Source organism: Brevundimonas sp. NPDC055311 (genome assembly GCF_053645695.1).
This window is the reverse complement of sequence record NZ_JBSHMV010000004.1, coordinates 53,641-73,464: the sequence shown is the minus strand read 5'-3', so window position 1 is coordinate 73,464 and position 19,824 is coordinate 53,641. Positions and strand designations below refer to the sequence as shown.

20 protein-coding genes and 1 tRNA gene are annotated in these 19,824 nt (G+C 69.4%); 6 read left to right on the top strand and 15 right to left on the bottom strand.

Going from position 1 to position 19,824, the window contains the following annotated elements:
- The first annotated feature begins 2 nt into the window (after positions 1-2).
- Both ACWIDZ_RS13770 and ACWIDZ_RS13765 read left to right on the top strand, forming a co-directional pair.
- A complete protein-coding gene (locus tag ACWIDZ_RS13770; protein ID WP_453989815.1) occupies positions 3-956 on the top strand; it encodes a TraB/GumN family protein in 954 nt (317 codons plus the stop codon).
- A 98-nt stretch (positions 957-1,054) separates the two neighbouring features.
- Positions 1,055-1,129 (top strand) — tRNA-Gly (locus ACWIDZ_RS13765).
- A 30-nt stretch (positions 1,130-1,159) separates the two neighbouring features.
- Here the strand turns inward: ACWIDZ_RS13765 and ispG are convergent.
- The 4 genes from ispG to ACWIDZ_RS13745 all read right to left on the bottom strand — a co-directional run bounded on the left by ispG (position 1,160) and on the right by ACWIDZ_RS13745 (position 7,231).
- Positions 1,160-2,293 carry a flavodoxin-dependent (E)-4-hydroxy-3-methylbut-2-enyl-diphosphate synthase gene (ispG, locus tag ACWIDZ_RS13760; protein WP_453989817.1) on the bottom strand — a complete coding sequence of 378 codons (1,134 nt, stop codon included), beginning with the start codon at positions 2,291-2,293 and terminating at the stop codon, positions 1,160-1,162.
- 79 nt (positions 2,294-2,372) lie between these two features.
- Entirely contained in the window at positions 2,373-3,500 is a 1,128-nt protein-coding gene (locus tag ACWIDZ_RS13755; RefSeq protein ID WP_453989819.1) for a helix-turn-helix domain-containing protein, read from the bottom strand.
- A gap of 98 nt (positions 3,501-3,598) precedes the next feature.
- On the bottom strand, positions 3,599-5,878 hold the full coding sequence (gene ptsP, locus ACWIDZ_RS13750; RefSeq protein ID WP_291778665.1) for a phosphoenolpyruvate--protein phosphotransferase: 2,280 nt from the start codon (positions 5,876-5,878) through the stop codon (positions 3,599-3,601).
- A gap of 63 nt (positions 5,879-5,941) precedes the next feature.
- Entirely contained in the window at positions 5,942-7,231 is a 1,290-nt protein-coding gene (locus ACWIDZ_RS13745; protein WP_453989821.1) for an aspartate kinase, read from the bottom strand.
- Positions 7,232-7,287: 56 nt separating this feature from the next.
- On the opposite strand from ACWIDZ_RS13745, the gene ubiG reads away from it, so the two are divergent.
- The gene (gene ubiG, locus ACWIDZ_RS13740; protein ID WP_453989823.1) at positions 7,288-8,106 is read left to right on the top strand and encodes a bifunctional 2-polyprenyl-6-hydroxyphenol methylase/3-demethylubiquinol 3-O-methyltransferase UbiG; all 819 of its coding nucleotides are present in this window, start codon (positions 7,288-7,290) and stop codon (positions 8,104-8,106) included.
- Positions 8,103-8,648, top strand: a complete 546-nt coding sequence (locus ACWIDZ_RS13735) for an AAA family ATPase (protein WP_453989825.1) — start codon at positions 8,103-8,105, stop codon at positions 8,646-8,648. The genes ubiG and ACWIDZ_RS13735 overlap by 4 nt, the downstream gene beginning before the upstream one ends.
- On the opposite strand, the gene ACWIDZ_RS13730 is transcribed toward ACWIDZ_RS13735, so the two are convergent.
- From ACWIDZ_RS13730 to ACWIDZ_RS13700, 7 genes are read right to left on the bottom strand one after another with little or no spacing between them, the layout of a single operon-like run.
- Complete coding sequence (locus ACWIDZ_RS13730) at positions 8,635-9,168, bottom strand: GNAT family N-acetyltransferase (protein WP_453989827.1); 534 nt, start codon at positions 9,166-9,168, stop codon at positions 8,635-8,637. The genes ACWIDZ_RS13735 and ACWIDZ_RS13730 overlap by 14 nt on opposite strands.
- The gene (locus tag ACWIDZ_RS13725; RefSeq protein ID WP_346522312.1) at positions 9,123-9,590 is read right to left on the bottom strand and encodes a DUF6265 family protein; all 468 of its coding nucleotides are present in this window, start codon (positions 9,588-9,590) and stop codon (positions 9,123-9,125) included. The genes ACWIDZ_RS13730 and ACWIDZ_RS13725 overlap by 46 nt, the downstream gene beginning before the upstream one ends.
- Before the next feature lie 42 nt (positions 9,591-9,632).
- Positions 9,633-10,442, bottom strand: a complete 810-nt coding sequence (locus tag ACWIDZ_RS13720) for an AraC family transcriptional regulator (RefSeq protein ID WP_453989829.1) — start codon at positions 10,440-10,442, stop codon at positions 9,633-9,635.
- Between the two features lie 6 nt (positions 10,443-10,448).
- Entirely contained in the window at positions 10,449-10,883 is a 435-nt protein-coding gene (locus ACWIDZ_RS13715; RefSeq protein ID WP_291778644.1) for a DUF1178 family protein, read from the bottom strand.
- A complete protein-coding gene (locus ACWIDZ_RS13710) occupies positions 10,880-11,719 on the bottom strand; it encodes a carbon-nitrogen hydrolase family protein (RefSeq protein WP_453989831.1) in 840 nt (279 codons plus the stop codon). The genes ACWIDZ_RS13715 and ACWIDZ_RS13710 overlap by 4 nt, the downstream gene beginning before the upstream one ends.
- Entirely contained in the window at positions 11,720-11,977 is a 258-nt protein-coding gene (gene grxC / locus ACWIDZ_RS13705; protein ID WP_312219941.1) for a glutaredoxin 3, read from the bottom strand.
- Positions 11,978-12,012: 35 nt separating this feature from the next.
- Positions 12,013-12,819 carry a phosphoribosyltransferase family protein gene (locus ACWIDZ_RS13700; RefSeq protein ID WP_453989833.1) on the bottom strand — a complete coding sequence of 269 codons (807 nt, stop codon included), beginning with the start codon at positions 12,817-12,819 and terminating at the stop codon, positions 12,013-12,015.
- On the opposite strand from ACWIDZ_RS13700, the gene ACWIDZ_RS13695 reads away from it, so the two are divergent.
- Positions 12,818-13,714: a methyltransferase domain-containing protein gene (locus ACWIDZ_RS13695; RefSeq protein ID WP_453989835.1), complete on the top strand. Its 897-nt coding sequence runs from the start codon at positions 12,818-12,820 to the stop codon at positions 13,712-13,714. The two genes, ACWIDZ_RS13700 and ACWIDZ_RS13695, sit on opposite strands and share 2 nt — an antisense overlap.
- Before the next feature lie 3 nt (positions 13,715-13,717).
- Here ACWIDZ_RS13695 and ACWIDZ_RS13690 read toward each other — a convergent pair whose 3' ends face one another.
- The 4 genes from ACWIDZ_RS13690 to ACWIDZ_RS13675 are packed head-to-tail and all read right to left on the bottom strand — an operon-like array spanning position 13,718 to position 16,643.
- Positions 13,718-13,900 (bottom strand): Flp family type IVb pilin, encoded by a 183-nt coding sequence (locus ACWIDZ_RS13690; protein ID WP_291778631.1) that lies wholly within the window; start codon positions 13,898-13,900, stop codon positions 13,718-13,720.
- A 27-nt stretch (positions 13,901-13,927) separates the two neighbouring features.
- Positions 13,928-14,344 (bottom strand): (deoxy)nucleoside triphosphate pyrophosphohydrolase, encoded by a 417-nt coding sequence (locus ACWIDZ_RS13685; RefSeq protein WP_453989837.1) that lies wholly within the window; start codon positions 14,342-14,344, stop codon positions 13,928-13,930.
- On the bottom strand, positions 14,341-15,720 hold the full coding sequence (gene argJ / locus ACWIDZ_RS13680; protein ID WP_453989839.1) for a bifunctional glutamate N-acetyltransferase/amino-acid acetyltransferase ArgJ: 1,380 nt from the start codon (positions 15,718-15,720) through the stop codon (positions 14,341-14,343). Before argJ ends, ACWIDZ_RS13685 begins: the two co-directional genes overlap by 4 nt.
- The gene (locus tag ACWIDZ_RS13675; RefSeq protein WP_343831632.1) at positions 15,717-16,643 is read right to left on the bottom strand and encodes a peptidylprolyl isomerase; all 927 of its coding nucleotides are present in this window, start codon (positions 16,641-16,643) and stop codon (positions 15,717-15,719) included. Before ACWIDZ_RS13675 ends, argJ begins: the two co-directional genes overlap by 4 nt.
- Positions 16,644-16,920: 277 nt before the next feature.
- Between ACWIDZ_RS13675 and secA the strand changes: the two genes are divergently transcribed.
- On the top strand, positions 16,921-19,773 hold the full coding sequence (gene secA / locus ACWIDZ_RS13670; protein ID WP_338577738.1) for a preprotein translocase subunit SecA: 2,853 nt from the start codon (positions 16,921-16,923) through the stop codon (positions 19,771-19,773).
- Positions 19,774-19,824 lie beyond the last annotated feature (51 nt).

Here is a 19,824-nt window from a genome sequence, read left to right as displayed (position 1 = left end):
ACATGATCCATCGACTCTGGAGCCGCGCCGCCGCCTCCGTCTCCGCCGCCGCCCTCGCCGCCGTCCTGCTGGCCCCCACGACGCCCGCCCTGGCCCAGACGGCGCCCGCCGCCGCTGATCCGGCCGCCGTGGTCGCCGCTCCGGCCGGGTCCGGCCCGCGCCTGTGGGTGGTCAAGGACGAGGACTCCACCCTCTATCTGTTCGGCACTGTCCATGTGCTGAAGCCCGAGACGCCCTGGGGCAGCGCCACGCTGGACCGCGCCTTCGCCAGCGCCGACGAATACTGGTTCGAGATCGCCGATCTGAACGACGCGGCCGGCGCCGTGCCGATCATCCAGGCCAAGGGGGTCTCGCCCGATCGCCCCCTGTCCAGCCTGCTGACCGCCGAGGAACAGGCCGACCTTGACGCCGCCGCCCGCTCCATCGGCGCGACGGCCGCCCAGTTGGACCCGCTGCGCCCGTGGTTCGCGGCCCTGCAGCTGGCCATGGCCAGCATCACCAAGGCCGGCTACCTGCCGCAGAACGGCGGGGACCAGGTCCTGCACGCCCGCGCCGCCGCGACCGGCAAGCCGATCAAGGGCTTTGAGACCATGCCTCAGCAGATCGGCTTCATCGCCGACATGTCGGAAGAGGCGCAACTGGCCATGCTGAGGTCGGGCCTGAAGGAGTTCGATCAGGCGCCGGAGTTCCTGGGCCGTATGGTCGGCGCCTGGTCGACCGGCGACGTCGACGGCCTGGACGTCCTGATAGGCCAGGAGATGAAGGCGGAATCGCCCGAGATGTACGAGGTCATGCTGACGCGCCGCAACACCGACTGGACCAATCAGATCGTGGCCCTGCTGGAAGGCTCGGGCACGGCCTTCATCTCGGTGGGCGCCGGCCACCTGGCGGGCTCCGACAGCGTCCAGGCCATGCTGGCCAGGCGCGGCGTCGCCGTCGAGGAAGTTCGCGACTGACCCGAGGCCGTCGCCGTGCAAAAAAACGGAAGGCCCGGTTCGCCGGGCCTTTTCTTTTGCCCCGCGCCCTATATCTTCGCCCTCCGCCTTGGCGCGGCGCGGGTATAGTTCAGAGGTAGAACGTCAGCTTCCCAAGCTGAATGTCGCGAGTTCGATTCTCGCTACCCGCTCCAACACTCAGCCGGCGTTTTCCGCTTTCACGACTATTCGGCGGCCTTGCGGGCGGCGTCCAGTTCTGCGGCCTTGGCTTCCACCTGGGCGACGATCTCGTCGATCATGCCGTCATTGGCCTGTTTGTGGGCGATCTTGCCGTTCAGATAGACCATGCCCGCGCCCTTGCCGCCGCCGGTGAAGCCGACGTCGGTGTAGAGGGCCTCGCCCGGTCCGTTGACCACGCAGCCGATGATCGACAGCGACATGGCCGTCGAGATGTGCGCCAGCCGCTCCTCCAGAATCCCCACCGTCTCGATGACGTTGAAGCCCTGACGGGCGCAGGACGGGCAGGCGATGATGTTCACCCCACGGTGACGCAGGCCCAGGGACTTCAGGATGTCGAAGCCGACCTTGATCTCCTCGACCGGATCAGCCGCCAGAGACACGCGGATGGTGTCGCCGATGCCCGACCACAGCATGTTCCCCATGCCGATGGCCGACTTGATGGTGCCGGTGCGCAAGGGACCGGCCTCGGTCACGCCCAGGTGCAGCGGACAGTCGATCGCCTCGGCCAGCTGTTGATAGGCGGCGACCGTCAGGAAGGGATCGGAGGCCTTCACCGAAATCTTGAATTCGTGGAAGTCGAGGTCCTGCAGGATGCGGGCGTGGTTCAGCGCGCTCTCGACCATGGCGTCGGGACAGGGCTCGCCGTACTTCTCCAGCAACTCCTTCTCGAGGCTGCCGGCGTTGACGCCGATCCGCATGGAGCAGCCGTGGTCGCGAGCGGCCTGGACGACTTCCTTCACCCGTTCGATCGAGCCGATGTTGCCGGGGTTGATGCGCAGGCAGGCCGCGCCCGCCTGGGCCGCCTCGATGCCGCGTTTGTAGTGAAAGTGGATGTCGGCCACGAGCGGGACGCGGGCTTCGCGCGCGATGGTGCGGAAGGCCGCCGTCGACTCCTCATCCGGGCAGGAGACGCGGACGATGTCGGCCCCGGCCTCCTCCAGCTGACGGATCTGCTCCAGCGTCGCCGCCGCATCGGCGGTCGGCGTATTGGTCATCGACTGGACGCTGATCGGCGCGCCCCCGCCGACAGGAACGGAGCCGACCATGATCTGGCGGCTCTTGCGGCGATCGATGTGACGCCAGGGACGGATGTGGCCGAGTTCGGAATGGTCGCTCATGACGCCGGGAACATAGGACAGGAAGAACGGCAAAACCACGACAGGCGGCGAAAGATCGCGCCTTGGCCGGCACAGAGGGTCAGGCGGCCGGCGGGGGAGCGGCGGTCGCCGGCGCAGGTTGATACGGCTGCGGCCCCGTCGTCGGGCTCGCAGCGGCCGCGGCGGCCTGAGCCGCGCGGGCGCGGGCCTCGACGGCGGCGGCGGCGCGGGCCTCGGACTCGCGCGCGGCGGCCTGGGCGCGGTTGTTGAGCGTGCCGAGCGGCGACTGGGGCGCGGGCAGCACGCCGCCGTGCTCCCCGTTCAGATAGACGTCGAAGGCCTCTGGATCAGGCGTGTCGATGGTGGCCGACAAGCTCGGCGGCGCACGCCAGGCCTCACCCGCCGCCAGCTGACGCGCGAACAGGATGCGGCCGTCGCCCTGGCGGATGACCAGGATGGCGGGCTTGCGGGCCTGAAGGGTCACCTGCGACACCGTGGCCGAGGCGCCGTAGATGGCGCCGCGCGGGTTGAAGGCCGCCTGGACCGGCGGGGCGGGCGGCGGGACGGCGTTGGGGTCGTCCGGATCGACGCCCGTCAGCTGCGCCTCAAGACCCGGCGTGACGTACATGGCCGGCGTAGTCTGATCCGGCGGAGCGGCCCTGGGCGCGCCGAGATAGAGGGCCCGGTCCCGTTGGCGGTCGGCCTGCTCGGCCCAGTCCTCGGGCACGGCGACCAGATCGGAAGGGTGCGGCGCCTCGATGCGGTTGATGCGCTGGAAGACGTTCCAGCCGATCACCACGGCCAGGAAGACGCCGATCACGCCCAGGATCTTGGGCGAGTTCTGACGCATCTGCTGCAGGGCGGCGCCCGTCGGCGGCTGCAGCGGCACGGCCGCGTCGGGGTACTCCTGCTTGAACCGTTCGACGGCGTTCAGTTCGTCCAGACCCAGGGCGCCCGCATAGGCGCGCACATAGCCCATGGAGAAGATGCGCGACGGCAGGACCGCATACTCGCCCTGCTCCAGCGCCGTCAGGAAGCGCGTGTGCACCCGCGTCATGGTCGACAGCTGGGCCAGCGACAGTCCCGAGGCCAGGCGCGCGGCGCGCAGGGAGGCGCCCAGGGAATCATCCGAGGGATCGTCCGACGCCGCCTGGGGCGTCGGCTCAGGGGTCTGATCCAGCGTCGCGTCGGCGTCGAAGTCGAACGCGGCTTGCCGATCCTGGTCCATAGGGTCGGGGTTCCGTCACGCCGGGCGCCCGTGCGCCCGTCATCCCCGCTTAGACGAGGCGAAGAGCGCGGGCAACGCGCGAAAGCGGCCGCGCTTGTTCAGACTTCGACGTTCAGCTTGCGCGCCAGCGACTCGATCTCGCCGCGCACCGACCCGGCCGAGGAGCCCAGCAGGACGTTCATCCCCCGCCGCGCCGCGTTCAGATCGGCCGACAGGATCATGCGCTTGACCGGGCCCACCCCTCCCGCCGGGGCGGACAGGCGATTGTAGCCCAGGGTGATCAGGGCGAAGGCCTCCAGCGGGCGGCCCGCCAGTTCCCCACACACGGAGACGGGCGTGGCGCTGTCGGCGCACTTCTGCTGGATCTCGGCCAGCGCCCGCAGGGCAGGAGGCGACAGGGGATCATAGCGGTCCGACACGCGGGGGTTCGTTCGGTCGGCGGCGAACATATACTGCAGCAGGTCGTTGGTGCCGATGGAGACGAAGTCGGTCAGCGGCAGCAGGGCGTCCAGGTGCCACAGCAGGCTGGGGCATTCGATCATGGCCCCGACACGCAGCAGGGACGGCAGGGGCCGACCCCGGCGCCGCGCCCAGTCGCACTCGACATCGACCAGTTCGCGGGCGGCCCGGAACTCGTCCACCGTGGCGATCATCGGGAACATGACCCGCAGCTCGCGCCCAGCGGCGGCGCTGAGCAAGGCGCGCAGCTGCATCCGCAGCAAGGCCGGACGATCCAGACCCAGACGGATGGCGCGGCGGCCGAGCGCCGGGTTCTCCTCCCGCTCGTTGTCGAGATAGGGCAGCACCTTGTCGCCGCCGATGTCGAGCGTGCGGAAGGTGACGGGCCGGTCCCCTGCCGCGTCCAGCACCAGCTTGTAGAGGGCCGTCTGAGCGTCCAGACGCGGCAGTTCGTCCGAGACCATGAACTGGAACTCGGTGCGGAACAGGCCGATGCCCTCGGCCCCTGTGGCGTCCAGATTCTCCAGATCCACCGCCAGGCCGGCGTTGGTCAGCAGCATGATGCGCTTGCCGTCCTTCGTGACGGCGGGGGTGTCGCGCAGCTGGTCGAACTCGGCGCGTCGCTGCTCGCGCACGGCCATGCGGCTCTCGACCGCCGCCAGCATGTCGGGACGGGGCCGCAGGTAGGCCTCGCCCGTCTCGCCGTCGACGATGACCTGATCGCCCTCGGTCAGGCGGTCGCGCAGCCCCTGCAGGCGGCCGACGCAAGGAATCTGAAGGGCGCGGGCGACGATGGCGGCGTGGCTGGCGGCCGAACCTTCCTCGAGCAGCAGGCCGCGCAGCCGGTCGCGCGGATATTCCAGCAGATCCGCCGGGCCCAGGTTCTTGGCCACCAGGATGGCGTCGTCGGGCAGGTCGCGCTGGCCCGGATGGTCGCCCGCCATCAGCCGCAGCAGGCGGTTGGCCAGGTCCTCGAAGTCGTGCAGCCGCTCGCGGATATAGGGGTCGCGGGCGTTGGCGAAGCGGGCGCGATGCTCGTTGCGGACGCGGTCTACGGCGGCCTCGGCCGTCAGGCCCGAGCGCACCGCCTCCTCGAGCGACCGGTTCCAGCCCCGGTCGTCGGCGAACATGCGATAGGTCTCCAGCACCTCGTAAGGGGTGCCGCCCAGCTTGCCCTGGCTGCCCTCCAGCAGGGCGTCGATACTGGTGCGCAGCCGCTCCAGCGCATCCTTCAGCCGCGCCTCCTCGGCGGCGGGGTCGTCGGCCAGAAGCTGTTCGGGCGCGATCGGCGCCTCATGCAGCACGGCCTGGCCGAACGACAACCCTTCCGCGAACTTCTGCCCTTTCAGCCGTTCGGGGCGGTGGGGCGCCACCTCGACGTCGCGAAGCTCCTCCAGCGCCAGAAGCTCGCCCGAGGCCACCGTCTCGGCCAGAACCATGGCGATGGTCTGGATGTCCTCGACTTCTTCCTCGTCATAGCGACGGGCGGCGCGGTTCTGGACGACCAGAACCCCGATGGCCCGGCCGCCGCGCAGCAGGGGCGCGCCGAGGAAGGCGTGATAGGGGTCTTCGCCGGTTTCGGGCCGGTAGGAGAAGCTGGGATGCGACTGGGCGTCCGACAGGCTGAGCGGCGCGGCGGTGCGGGCTACCTCGCCGACCAGACCCTCGCCGGGGCGCAGGCGGGTGTTGTGGACGGCGTCGGGGTTCAAACCCTCGGTGGCGAACAGTTCGAGCTCGCCCGAGGCGCGCCGCAGGTAGATGGAGCAGACCTCGGCCACCATGGAGCGGGCGATGATCCGCACCACCATGTTCAGTCGATCCTGGGCCGGCGCGCCGCCGCCGGCGCCGGCCAGAGCCTCGCGGATCTGACGCAGCAGGAGGCGAGGCCCCCTCGCCGTCACTGACCCGCCCTTGACCATGGTCTCTCCCGCCTTGCCGCCCTCTGGCCTTCAGTTCCCAGATAGGGGGGCGATTCCGTTATCCTAGTCTTCCGCGTCCAGTCCGTAGGCCGCGTGCAGCGCCCGAACCGCTAGCTCGGCGTAATCGGAGTCGATCAGGACGCTGATCTTGATCTCCGAGGTCGAGATGGCCTGAAACTTCACGCCCTTGTCGGCCAGGGCGCGGAACATGGTCTGGGCCACGCCCGCGTGGCTTCTCATGCCCACGCCGATCACCGAGACCTTGGCCACGTCGTCATCGACGCGGATTTCCTCAAAGCCGATATCGGCCTTGGCCGCGCTCATCAGATCGGCGGCGCGGCGCGCGTCGCGCCGGCCGGTCGTGAAGGTCAGGTTGACCGCGCCTTCGGTGCGGGCCTGGCTCTGCACGATCATGTCGACGTTGACCTCGGCCTCGGCCAGGCGGGTGAAGACGTCGGCCGGAGCGTCCGTCCGGTCCGACAGGCCCAGCAGCGTGATCCGGGCTTCGTCCCGGCTCATGGTCACGCCGGAAACGATGCGCTTTTCCACGATCTCATCCTCGTCGCAAATCAGGGTGCCGGCGTGTTGCGGCAGAATTCCGTTTTCGTCCGGCTCGATGAAGCTGGACAGGACGCGCACCGGCACGCGCTTGTGCATGGCCAGCTCGACCGAGCGGGTCTGCAGCACCTTGGCGCCCAGCGACGCCATCTCCAGCATTTCTTCGTAGGACACCTTCTCCAGACGCCGGGCGCGGCTCTGGATGCGCGGGTCGGTCGTATAGACGCCGTCCACGTCGGTATAGATGTCGCACGGCGCGCCCAGGGCCGCCGCCACGGCCACGGCCGAGGTGTCCGACCCGCCCCGGCCCAGGGTGGTGATGCGCCCGTCGCGGGTCACGCCCTGGAAGCCCGGCACGATGGCGATCTCGCCGGCGTCGACGGCGGCCCCCAGCGCATCGCCCGGCACCTCCTCGATACGGGCGCGGCCATGGGCGTCGTCGGTCAGGATCGGAATCTGCCAGCCCATCCAACTGCGCGCCTTCAGGCCCATGTTGCGCAGGGTCAGGGCCAGCAGGCCCGAGGTCACCTGCTCGCCCGAGGCGACCACCACGTCGTATTCATCGTCCGACAGGGCGCCGTCGCCATACAGACCCGGCGCCGCGGCGCCCACGCCGTCGGTCCAGGCGACCAGCTCATTGGTCTTGCCCGCCATGGCCGAGACGACCACGGCCACGTTCTTGCCTCTGGCGGCTTCGGCGGCGACGATGCGCGCCGCGCGACGGATGCGTTCAAGGTCGGCCATGGACGTGCCGCCGAACTTCATCACCAACCGGTTCGTGTCGGCCCGCGTCATCCTGGCGTCTGATCCCCTGCTTGCATGGCGGGCGAAGGCGGTCCATGCCTCTGCCCATGCCCGCTTCTAACGACAGCCTCGATCCGCGCAAACCCCAAAGCGAAGAGGGTTTTTCACCCTTTGCAACCGATCGTGCCGAAGGGCCCAGCATCGACCCGGCCGACGTGGCGCGCTTTTCGGCCCAGGCGGCCGAGTGGTGGGATCCCAAGGGCCCTTTCGCCCCCCTGCACCGCTTCAATCCGGCGCGACTGAAATTCGTGCGCGATCGGGCGGCAGAACATTTTGGGCGCGACGTGAAGGCGCGCGCGCCCTTCAACGGCCTCAGCCTGATCGACATCGGCTGCGGCGGCGGCCTGATCGCCGAGCCGATGCGGCGCATGGGCTTTGACGTCACGGCCATCGACGCCTCGTCCGAGAACATCGGCACCGCCCGCGCCCATGCCGAACAGGTCGGCCTGGACATCGCCTATCGCGCCGCCACGGTCGAACAGATGGTGGAAGCCGGCGCCGGCCCGTTCGACGTCGTGCTGACGATGGAGGTCATCGAACACGTCGCCGATCCGACAAGCTTCATCCGCGCCTGCTCGAAACTGATCAAACCGGGCGGCCTGATGATCGTCGCCACCCTGAACCGCACGCTGAAGGGCCTGCTGCTGGGCAAGGTCGCGGCGGAATATGTGCTGCGCTGGGTGCCGGCGGGCACCCACGACTGGCGCCAGTTCCTCAAGCCCGATGAACTGCGCACCATGCTGGACGGCGAGCCCCTGACCGTCACCGGCCCCTATGGACTGGCCTATGACCCGCTGAACGACCGCTGGAGCGAGGGCGACGACGTGGGCATCAACTACATGATGATGGCGACCCGCGACGCATGAGCGGCCCGCGCCGCATCGTCCTGACCGGCGGTCCCGGCTCGGGCAAGACCTCCCTGCTGGAAGCGCTGTCAGCGGCGGGCCATGCGACCTCGCCCGAGGCCGGGCGCGCCATCATCCGCCGCCAGCAGACGATCGACGGCGAGGCCCTGCCGTGGAAGGACCGGGCCCTGTTCGCCGAGCTGATGCTGGATCGCGAGCTTGAGGCTCACACCGGCGCCGAGGGCGCCGCCGGGCCCGTCTTCTTCGACCGCGGCGTTCCGGACGTGGTCGGTTATCTGACCCTGTGCGGCCTGCCGGTCCCGGCCCATGTGGAGCGGGCGGCGCAGGACATCCGCTATGACCGGCGCGTCTTCATCGCCCCGGTCTGGCCCGAGATCTTCGGCCAGGACGCCGAGCGCAAACAGGATCTGGACGAGGCCCGCCGCACCTTCGACGCCATGGCCGAGACCTATCCGCGCTTCGGCTATGAACTGATCGAGCTGCCCCAGGCGCCCGTCGCCGAGCGCCTCGCCTTCGTGCTGAAGACGCTTACAGCGGCCTGACCATATAGCGGGCGTCGTCGCCGTAGCTGGCCAGCTTCTCGGCCATGCCCGGCGGGTTCTGGATCTCGAAGCCGTTGCGCGCCCAGAAGCTGAATGCGTCATTGACCGCCACCAGGGCGACCGCCGGCCAGCCCGCCGTCTTGGCCTGCTCCGCCAGACGCTCGACCACCGGCCGGGTGTGGCCGCCGCCGCGCGTGTCGGGGTGCAGGGCCAGGTCGTGCAGATAGACGACCTCGGCCTCGGCCGGGATGGCGTCGATCAGCACGTTCAGCGCCGGGGCGGCGTTCCGCACCCACGGATAGGCGACCAGATAGCCCCTCACCGGCCTGTCCTCGGCGGCCAGGACGAAGCAGCCCTCAGGGTGCAGCTCCAGACGGTTGGCGAAGCAGGCGCGCTCTTCCGGATGATCGGGGAAGGACAGCTGAGCCACCGCGACCACGCCGTCGAGGTCGCCCGGCGTCATCGGCCGCCAGGTCAGAGGGGACAGCGGGCGTTCAGCTCCGCCCTGTTGAATCGCCATTGCACGCTCCGGTTCTCGTCGTCGTCCGCCCCTTCAATCCGGGCGGTCAGCACATCCCCCGCGCGTTCATAGATGATGCGGTGCGGAAAGTCGTTGTCGGGATTGGCGAACACAGCCCGCTGCGGGCCGCTGTCGATCAGGCGGAAGGGGGTGGCGGGCGCCCCGCCCGGCTGAGCGAAATAGGCCAGGCCGCCGTCCTTCAGGGTGGCGATTCGGGCGCTCTCGAAACCGCTGCGGCCATTGCGCACAGTCACTGAGTGGCCGACGATCAGCCCCGCGCGCGGATCGCTCCAGGTCTCGGACGCCTCGCGCCCGCCGGAACAGTCCAGCCAATAGCCCGCCAGCCACGACAGATCAGGCGCAGGCGTCGCGGGCGCGGCGGTCTGCAACAGGGCGGCGGCCAACAGGCTGGAAACGGACATGGGCTCTCCCTCCTCAAGGACGGAGGGAAGGCTACGCCGCCCTCACGGCGCGGGCTTGTAGGAATGCGACGCCAGCCGCCGCGCCAGTTCCACCTGTTCGCGCGCCCAGGCGGTAGCGGTGCAGCCCAGGAAACGGCGGAAGTCGCGCGCCATCTGGGGCTGGTCGAAATAGCCGGCGGCCAGGCCCGCCTCCAGCCAGGAGGCGGCGTCGGCGTCCTGGCCCATCGCATGATCGAAGATGCGGCGGAAACGAAAGACCGAGCGCAGAGTGCGCGGCGCCACGCCGACGCGATCGCGGAACCGGCGTTGCAGGGCGCGGCGTTCGGCCGAGTTGAGGGACGGCCCCTCCAGATCATCCTCGGCGGCGGCGACCTGAGCGCGGACAGCGGGATCGATGCGCCAGTCGCCCGCCCGGCGCTGTTCCTCCAGCCAGGCGCCCAGGGCGGCGGCCTGCCCCGCCGGATCGCCGGACGGCGCCGTGAAACCGCCCAGCCGAGCTACAAGGTCCAGCCGCCGGTCCGTCGTCTCGACCAGCGGGCGGCCGAGAAACGCCCGCGCCCCGTCCGGCTCGAACTTGGCCGCGACGATCTCGACCGGGCCCACCGGACGGATGGCCATGGGCCGGGTCATCTGGCCGGCGAAGATCACCGGCGGCTGCAGGCGGAAGACGCCGTCGGCGTCCTGTTCCTCATAGGGGGCGGCCAGGTCGACCACCAGTTCGGGACAGCCGTCCGGGGCGATGCGCTGCACGCCCCCGCTGGGGTGGGGTGCGGCATAGGCCCACAGCAGACGCACGAAGGGGCGCAAGGGTTCGGGCGGGGCGAATTCCTCGTACCGCTCCCCCTCCCCCATCTGCGGTCAGTTCGCCTTCTTGGGATCGGGCGGCAGGCTGGGCAGGGGCGCGCAGGGCACGCCGTCGTCCTTCAGCTTCTTGACCTCGGCGGGAGTGGCCTCGCCGTAGATCTCGCGCTTCTCGCTGCGGCCTTCGTGGATGTCGCGGGCCTCGCGGGCGAAGGCGTCGCCGACGTAGTCGAAATTCTGCTCGACATGGTCGCGCACCTCGCGCGCGGCCTGCATCATCATCGACTGGACCTGCTTCATGGCGTCGGGCGCAGGTGCGCTCTTCTTCGTGCCCGAGACCGCCGGGGCCATCACCTGCTTCCTCACCGTCGTCGAACCGCAGAAGGGGCATTCGACCAGGCCGCGCGCCGCCTGGTCGTCATAGTCGGACGAGGAGCCGAACCAGGCCTCGAAGCCGTGGTCGTGGTCGCAGGACAGGGCGTAACGGATCATAGGGGCAGGTCGAAGTCGCGGTCGTGGCGCAGGGCGGGCACGCTGGCGCGCGCATTCTCCACGGCCTGAAGATCCAGCCGGGCGTGCAGGACGCCCGGTTCATCGTGGTCGAGGCGGGCGATGACCTCGCCCCACGGGCCGACGACCAGGGAGCGGCCCCAGGTCTGGCGGCCGTCCTCATGCGCACCGCCCTGGGCCGGAGCCAGGACGAAGGCGCCCGTCTCGATGGCGCGGGCGCGCAACAGGGTCTCCCAGTGCGCCTCGCCGGTCGGGCGGGTGAAGGCGGCGGGAACGGCGATCAGGCTCGCGCCCGCCTTGGCCAGGGCGCGGTGCAGATGCGGGAAACGCAGGTCGTAGCAGATGGTCAGACCCAAACCGCCCCAGGGGCTGTCGGCGACCACCGCCGCCTCGCCCGGCCTGACCGAGGCGCTTTCGCGATAGGTCTCGCCGTTCGGCAGGTCGACATCGAAGACGTGCAGCTTGTCATAGCGGGCCGTGATCGCCCCGCTGGGGTCGATCAGCAGGGACCGGTTGGCGGCGCGCGGATCGCCCTCGGCGCCCGAGCGCACGATGACCGAGCCGACCAGCAGCCAGACGCCCAGTTCGGCGGCCAGGGCCTTGAGCCCGACGACAGCGGGATCGGCGTCCTCGTCCGACAGGGCGGCGTCGCGCAAGGCCCGGCGCTGCTCGAGGAAGTTGGTTCCCTCGGGCGTCAGGATCAGTTGCGCGCCCTCAGCCGCCGCCTGGCGGATCAGGGGCTCGACATGCGCCAGCCCCGCGGCAGCCGTCGCCGGCGTCCGCGTCTGGATCAGCGCAATGTCGAGCGTGTCGGTCACCTAGGCCGCCAGCAGGGCGTCCAGCTCGCCCTTGCGGTCCAGGGCGTGGATGTCGTCCGAGCCGCCGACGTGTTTCCCGTTGATGAATATCTGCGGGAAGGTGGCGGCGCCGCCCGAGCGCTCGATCATCTCGGCCTTCTTCTCGGGGTCGTTGGAGGCGACGATGTTCGTATAGGCCGCGCCCTTGCGGTCCAGCAGGGCCATGGCGCGGATGCAGTAGGGGCAGCCGGGTTTGGTGTAGAGAACGACGTCGGCCAAGGGGAGCTCCTGAAGGCGAATGGGAAGGTTCTCCCTCACTTAAGCGGTTCGCGCGCGTTTTTCACCCTCGCGATGACGGCCAGGTCCACGGCGCGGGCTCCGGCCTCCATCAGCACCCGCGCGCAGGCCTCGGCCGTGGCCCCCGTGGTCAGCACGTCGTCGATCAGCAGCAGGCGACGTCCCTTGATACGTCGGCGCCCGACCTCGGTCACGGCGAAGGCCGCCTTGACGTTCAGCCGCCGTCCGCGCGCGGACTTGCCGCCCTGGCTGGCGGTCGGCAGAGGACGGATCAGGGCGTCGGGCAGATAGTCGAGCCGCGCCGCGCGGGCCAGCGGCCGGGCGATCTCGGCGGCCTGATTGAACCGCCGCGACAGCAGGCGGGCTCGATGCAGCGGCACGGGGAGCACGGCGTCGGCCGTCTCGATCAGGGGGGCGGCCGAACGGCTGATCCAGCGGGCGAACAGAGGGGCGAACTGCTGCTGGTCGCCGTGCTTGAACTTGAGGATGATCCCGCGCGACGCCTCGTCATAGACGCAGGCCGCCCGCGCCCGGCCGAAGGCGTAAGGGCTGGCGACGCAGGCCACGCACCGCTCCGTCGCAAAGTCGCCGCCGTCATATTCGAACGCCGCGCCGCAGCCGTCGCAGACCGGCGCCTCCAGAAAGGCCACCCGGCGCCAGGCGTCCGGCGAAAGGCCCGCGGACGCCGCCGTCTCGCGGCTGTCGTGAGCCACAGGCGGCAGCAGAATATCCAGCAGGCCCCGGCCCGCATCGCGCGCGCCGGATGCTAAAGGCCTCCCGACGCCTTTCAATCGACCTCTCCAGCCCCCATCCTGAACCGACATGAGCGCCCCCTCTCCCTCTTCCGGTCCCCCGATCATCTTCGACGCCGCACGGCGCGCCGCGCGCCTGAGCCGCGCCGCCCGACGTTTCCCCGACGCCGACTTCCTGCACCTGCGCGCCGCCGATAATGCGGTGAACAGTCTGGAGGTGATCCTGCGCGAGTTTCAGACGCCCGTCGACCTGTCGCCGCACCCCGGCGTCTTCGCCCGCGCCCTGGCCGACAGCCCGGCGCGCGAACGGGTGGCGCAGGTGCGCGCCGTCGGCTCGACGACCGAGCGCGCCGCGCCCGGCGCCGGACCGCTGGGGCTTGAGGACGGATCGGCCGATCTGATCGTCAACCTGCTGGGCCTGCACTGGGCCAACGACCTGCCGGGCGCCTTGAGTCAGATCCGCCGCGCGCTGAAGCCGGACGGCCTGTTCGTCGCCAGCCTGTTCGGGGCAGCGACGCTGAAGGAGCTGCGCGGCGTGCTGACCGAGGCGGAGCTGGAGATCAACGGCGGCGCCCAGGCGCGCGTCTCGCCCTTCGCCGACGGCTTCGACGGGGCGGCCCTGCTGCAACGGGCCGGGTTCGCCCTGCCGGTGACGGACGTGGACCGGGTGACGGTGCGCTATGGCGATCCCTTCGCCCTGATGCGCGACCTGCGGGCGATGGGCGAGACGAACGTGCTGGCCGGGCCGATCCGCCCCCTCAGCCGCGCCGTGCTGGCCCGCGCGGCCCAGCTCTACGCCGAGCGTCACGCCGAGGCGGACGGGCGCATCCCCGCTACTTTCGAAATGGTGCATCTGGCCGGATGGGCGCCGCACGAGAGCCAGCAGAAGCCCGCCAGGCGCGGCTCGGCCAAGACGCGTCTCGCCGACGCCCTGGGCGTCAGGGAGCAGACCGGCGAGGAGGACTGAGGCTCAGCTTCCGCTGATCGCAGCGCTGATGGTCGTCGAGATGTAGTCGTACATGGCGTTCGATCGCACCGCGAAGGCGGTGACGGCGGCGATGATGACCAGGAAGATCAGGGCGCAGATCAGGCCGTATTCAATGGCCGTGGCGCCGCCTTCGTCGCGATGGAACCGGCAGATGAAACCCTTCACGCCCGGCCCTCCCCTGTCGTCGGCCCGTCAGAGCAGATCGCGCAACCAGGCGATCAGCGGTTCGTCGGCCGGAGGCATGGGATAGGCCGACAGCTTGTCCGGCTTCACCCAGGCCAGACCCGCGTGCTCGCGCGCCTCGACCACGCCGGACCAGCGCCGGCATAGGTAGAGTGGCATCAACAGGTGAAAGGATTCGTAAGCGTGACTGGTAAACACGAAGGGGGCCAAGCAGGCCTCCTTCACGTCGATTCCAAGTTCTTCCTTCAGCTCGCGGATCAGGGCCTGTTCAGGCCGCTCGCCCGGCTCGACCTTGCCGCCGGGGAATTCCCACAGGCCCGCCAGTTGCTTGCCCTCGGGCCGTTTGGCGATCAGCACGCGGCCGTCCGGGTCGATCAGGGCGACGGCGACGACCAGGACGGTGGGAACGGCGGACGTCTCGCTCACGAGCGGTAGTCCCCGTTGATCTCGATGTAGCGTTTGGTCAGATCGCAGGTCCAGACGGTGGCCGAAGCCCGGCCCGAGGCGACGTGGACGGTGATGTCGATCTCGGGGTTCTTCATATAGGCGCTCATGACCGCCTCGTCGTAGGTCGGCGAGGGCGCGCCGTCGACGGCGGCGACGTGGGGGCCGAAGCGGATGGCCAGGCGGTCGCGGTCGACCGCCTCCTCCGTCTTGCCCACGGCCATGACGATGCGGCCCCAGTTGGCGTCCTCGCCCGCGATGGCGGTCTTCACCAGCGGGCTGTCGGCGATCGACTTGGCCAGCTTGCGCGCCGAGGCGGGCGAAGCGGCGCCCTCCACCGTCACCTTGACGAACTTGGTCGCGCCCTCGCCGTCCTTCACCAGCTGGTGGGCCAGGTCGAGCATGACGTCGTCCAGCGCAGCCGAGAATTCCTTCAGGCGGCGGTCGCCGACCCGGCCGATGCGCGGCGCGCCGGACGCGCCGGTGGCGAACAGCAGCGCCGTGTCATTGGTCGAGGTGTCGCCGTCCACCGTCACCGAGTTGAAGGTGGTGCGGACGTGCAGGTTCAGCAGGGCCTTCAGCACCGGCGGGGCGATGTCGGCGTCGGTGACGATGAAGGCCAGCATGGTCGCCATATCCGGCGCGATCATGCCCGAGCCCTTGGCGATGCCGGCGATGCGGACCTTGACGCCTTCGATCTCGCACTCCGCGTAGGCGCCCTTGGGGAAGGTGTCCGTGGTCATGATGCCCAGACCGGCCTGCGTCCAGTTGTCGGCCTTCAGACCGGCTTCGACCGCAGACAGGCGGGCGGTGATCTTCTTGTCGTCCAGCACCACGCCGATGACGCCGGTCGAGGCCAGCATGACGTCGCGCTGGCGGCAGTCGAAGCGCTTGGCGACCTCGGAGGCCGTGCGGCGCGCCGCATCGGCGCCCGCCTTGCCGGTGAAGGCGTTGGCGCAGCCGGCGTTGACGACCAGGGCCTTGACCCCCTCGCCGCCCTTGTCGGCGTCCAGATGACGCTTGCACCAGTCGACCGGCGCCGAGCCGACCTTGTGCCGGGTGAAGACGCCCGCGCAGGACGCGCCCTGCGGGAAGCGGAAGACCACCAGGTCGTCGCGCTCATGCTTGTAGAAGCCCGCCTGCGCCGTCGCGATCTCGACCCCGCCGATCGGTGGAATGGCCGGGAAGGGCACGCCCAGCGGCGAGATCATCAGGCCGGGCTTGCCGGGCGCGGCGGCGACCGCCTGGGCGGCCGACTGCGTCGCGCGCTTCAGCGCCGAGGCCAGCGGGTCGAGCGCCTTCTCGATGACGGTTTCGATCTTCTTGCCGGTCGAGGCGGACTTGGACGGCTGGCTCATGTGGCGGTTCCGGCGGCGGGAGGAGCGGAGGTTTTCCGGGCGGGAGGCGTGGCGGCAGGCGACGGCGTCTTCGCCTCGTCCAGGGTGATCTCGACCTCGGCCTTGCCGCGCAGCTGCTCCAGCAGCTGGCGCACGCCTTCATAGGTCAGGTAGCGCACGATCTGGGGGCGCGCCTGCTCCAGGGTCGGGGGCGTCTCGGCGCGACGATCCTCGACCTTCAGCACGGCCCAGCCGGTTTCGGTCTGGATCGGGCCGACGACCTGACCCGGCGTCTTGCCCTGCAGGGCGGAGGCGTAGGCCCCCGGCAGGACGTCCAGCGTCGAATAGCCCAGATCGCCGCCGGAATAGCGGGTGGCGTCGTCGATGGAGCGCTGGGCGGCGACCGCCTCGAAGGCCGCGCCCTGGCCCAGGACGCCCAGAACGGCGTCGGCCTGTTCCTTTGTCGGCGCCAGGATCAACCGCACCCGAACCTCCTCGGTCGTGCGCGCCAGACGCTGCTGCTCGGCGTAGAGACGTTCGACCGCCTGGTCGGACACGGCGCCGGACACCACCTTCTCGACCAGCATGTCGCCCAGGATGCGTTCGCGCACGGCCTGCAGGCGGCGCTGGGCGGCCGGGCTGGAATCAAGGCCGCGACGTTCGGCCTCGGCGGCCAGCAGCTTCTGGTCGACCACCTCGTCCATCACCCGGCGGAACAGTTCGGAGGACAGGTCCAGAGGATCGTCCTCGCCGATCAGCCCCTGGGCCACCGCCTCGCGGCGCACGTCCGAGGCCCAGACCGCGCGGTCGTTGACCTTGGCGACGACGCGGTCGTTCTTCTCCGGCGCGGCTTCATCCCCGCCGCGCCCGCAGGCGGCGGCGCCCAGCGCCAGCCCGACGGCGGCGATCAGGAACAGGCTGTGGAGGGGACGCCGCGCTCGCATCGGACGCTCCTGACAGGGGTCTGGGGGCAGGCCGCCGGAACGGCCGTTCGCGCCTGCGCCGCGCCGCCCTTAAAAAGGCCCTCGCGTTGACAGGGGTAAGGGCGGTGCTTAAGTCCCGCCTGCGCCCAAGTCGAGGGATTTTCGATCGTATGCGCGGCCCTTCGCGCGCCCTGACTGCAGGGAAGGCCTGGGGTCGGCGTGATCGCGGCCTCCCGACCGGGCGAAACCTGTCTTTCTCAGAGCCTTCAGCCGCTCGACCGCCTGACCCGGATCGCCCATGCTCGGCTTCGCCAAGAAACTTCTCGGTTCCTCCAACGACCGCAAGGTCAAGGCCTTCCAGGCCCAGGTCCAGAAGATCAACGCCCTTGAATCCAAGTTCGAGGCCTTCTCGGACGATGAACTGCGCATGATGACGCAGACCTTCCGGGACCGCGTCGAGGGCGGCGAAAGCCTCGACAAGCTGCAGAACGAGGCCTTCGCCGTCGTGCGCGAAGCCTCCAAGCGCGTTCTGGGCCAGCGTCAGTATGACGTGCAGATGGCCGGCGGCATGATCCTGCACGAGGGCGGCATCGCCGAGATGCGGACCGGCGAAGGCAAGACCCTGGTGGCCGTGGCTCCGGTCTATCTGAACGCCCTGGCCGGCAAGGGCGTCCATGTCGTCACCGTCAACGACTACCTGGCCCGCCGCGACGCGGACACCATGGGCAAGGTCTATCGCTTCCTGGGCCTGGAGGTCGGCGTCATCGTCAACGGCCTGTCGCAGGGCCAGCGCCAGATGGCCTATCAGGCCGACATCACCTACGGCACCAACAACGAATTCGGCTTCGACTATCTGCGCGACAACCTGGTCTACGACCGTCGCGAGATGGTGCAGCGCGGCCACCACTTCGCCATCGTCGACGAAGTCGACTCCATCCTGATCGACGAGGCGCGCACGCCGCTGATCATCTCGGGCCCGACCGAGGACCGGTCGGACCTCTACAAGATCGTCGACGCCCTGGTGAAGGAGCTGGTCAAGGACAAGGCGACCTTCGACCTCGACGAAAAGCAGCGCCAGGCCCTGCTGACCGAGCTGGGCTCGGAACGCATGGAGCAGATGCTCGAACAGGGCGGCCACTTCGCCGAGGACACCGTCGACCTGTACGACCCGGCCAACGTCAGCCTGGTCCACCACGTCAACCAGGCCCTGCGCGCCAACACCCTGTATCAGCGCGACAAGGACTACATCATCAAGGACGGCGAGATCGTCCTGATCGACGAATTCACCGGCCGCATGATGTCCGGCCGTCGCCTGTCCGAAGGTCTGCACCAGGCCATCGAGGCCAAGGAGGACGTCAAGATCCTGCCCGAGAACCAGACCCTGGCCTCGGTGACCATCCAGAACTACTTCCGCCTCTACGAAAAGCTGTCCGGCATGACCGGCACCGCCGCGACCGAGGCCCAGGAATTCCTCGACATCTACAAGATGGACGTCCTGGAAGTGCCGACCAACCGCCCGATCCAGCGCAAGGACTACGACGACGAGGTCTATCGCACCTTCGCCGAGAAGAATCGCGCCATCGCCGCCCAGATCGCCGACTGCTACGTGCGCGGCCAGCCGATCCTGGTCGGCACGGTGTCGATCGAGAAGTCCGAGGAACTGTCCGACCTGCTGAAGGACTACGACTATCAGGTCGAGGTCTCGCGCAAGGTGAAGCCCGAATACGAGGGCCGCGAAAAGGACGCCCAGAAGGCCGGCGACCTGGCCTATGACGTGGAATACGTCACCGGCCGCGGCATTCCGCACAATGTGCTGAACGCGCGTCAGCACGAGCAGGAAGCCTACATCGTCGCCGAGGCGGGTCTGCCGCACGCGGTGACCATCGCCACCAACATGGCGGGCCGCGGCACCGACATCCAGCTGGGCGGCAACCTGGAGATGCGCGTCCAGCGCTGGACCCAGGAACAGCGCAACATGGCCGTCGAGGTGACGCCCGAAGCCCTCGCCGCCAAGGAAGAGGAATTCAAGGCCGAGATCGCCGCCGCCAAGGCGAAGGCCATGTCCGTCGGCGGCCTGTTCGTCCTGGGCACCGAACGCCACGAAAGCCGCCGTATCGACAACCAGCTGCGCGGCCGCACCGGCCGTCAGGGCGACCCCGGCACCTCGAAATTCTACCTGTCGTGCGAAGACGACCTGCTGCGCATCTTCGCCGGCGACCGTCTGGACAGCATCATGAAGTCCTTCGGCGTGGCCGAGGGCGAGGCCATCAGCCACCCCTGGCTGAACCGCGCCGTCGAGACCGCCCAGAAGCGCGTCGAGGCCCGCAACTACGACATGCGCAAGAACGTGCTGAAGTACGACGACGTCGTGAACGATCAGCGCAAGGCCGTGTTCGAACAGCGCCAGGAGTTCATGGACTCCGAGGATCTGTCGGAACTGGTCGCCGACTTCCGCAACGACGCGATCAACGATCTGGTCGAACGCTACATGCCGCCCAAGGCCTATGCCGAGCAGTGGGACATCAACGGCCTGGACGAGCGGGTGAAGTCCACCCTCGGCCTCGAACTGCCCCTGCATGACTGGGCCGCGGAGGAAGGCGTCTCCAACGAGGAGATCGAGGAACGCATCCTCGCCGCCGCCGACGCCCGCGCCGCCGAGCGTCTGGAACTGATCGGCGCCGACCAGACGCGCGGTCTGGAAAAGCAGTTCATGCTGCAGATGATCGACATGCAGTGGCGCGAGCACCTGGTTCACCTGGACCACCTGCGCGGCGTCATCGGCCTGCGCGGCTACGGCCAGCGCGACCCGCTGAACGAATACAAGACCGAGGCCTTCAACCTGTTCGAGACGCTGCTGCACGACCTGCGCCACAACGTCACGCGCTGGTTGATGACGGTCGAGTTCCAGTTCCAGGCGCCCCCGCCGATGGAGATGCCCGAGTTCCAGGAAATCCACCTGAACCCCGGCACCGGCGAGAACGAGATGCTGAACCCGATGGCTCAGAATCCCGAAGGCCAGCTGACGGGCGACGACCGCTCCAAACTGCCGGTCGAAGCCCTGCCCATCGGCTGGGAGCGCACCAGCCGCAACGCCGACTGCCCCTGCGGCTCGGGCCGCAAGTTCAAGCACTGCCATGGTAGTTTGATCTAAGGATAATGAGGCGGGTTCGCGAAAGCGGCCCGCCTTTTTCTTTGGCCGGTG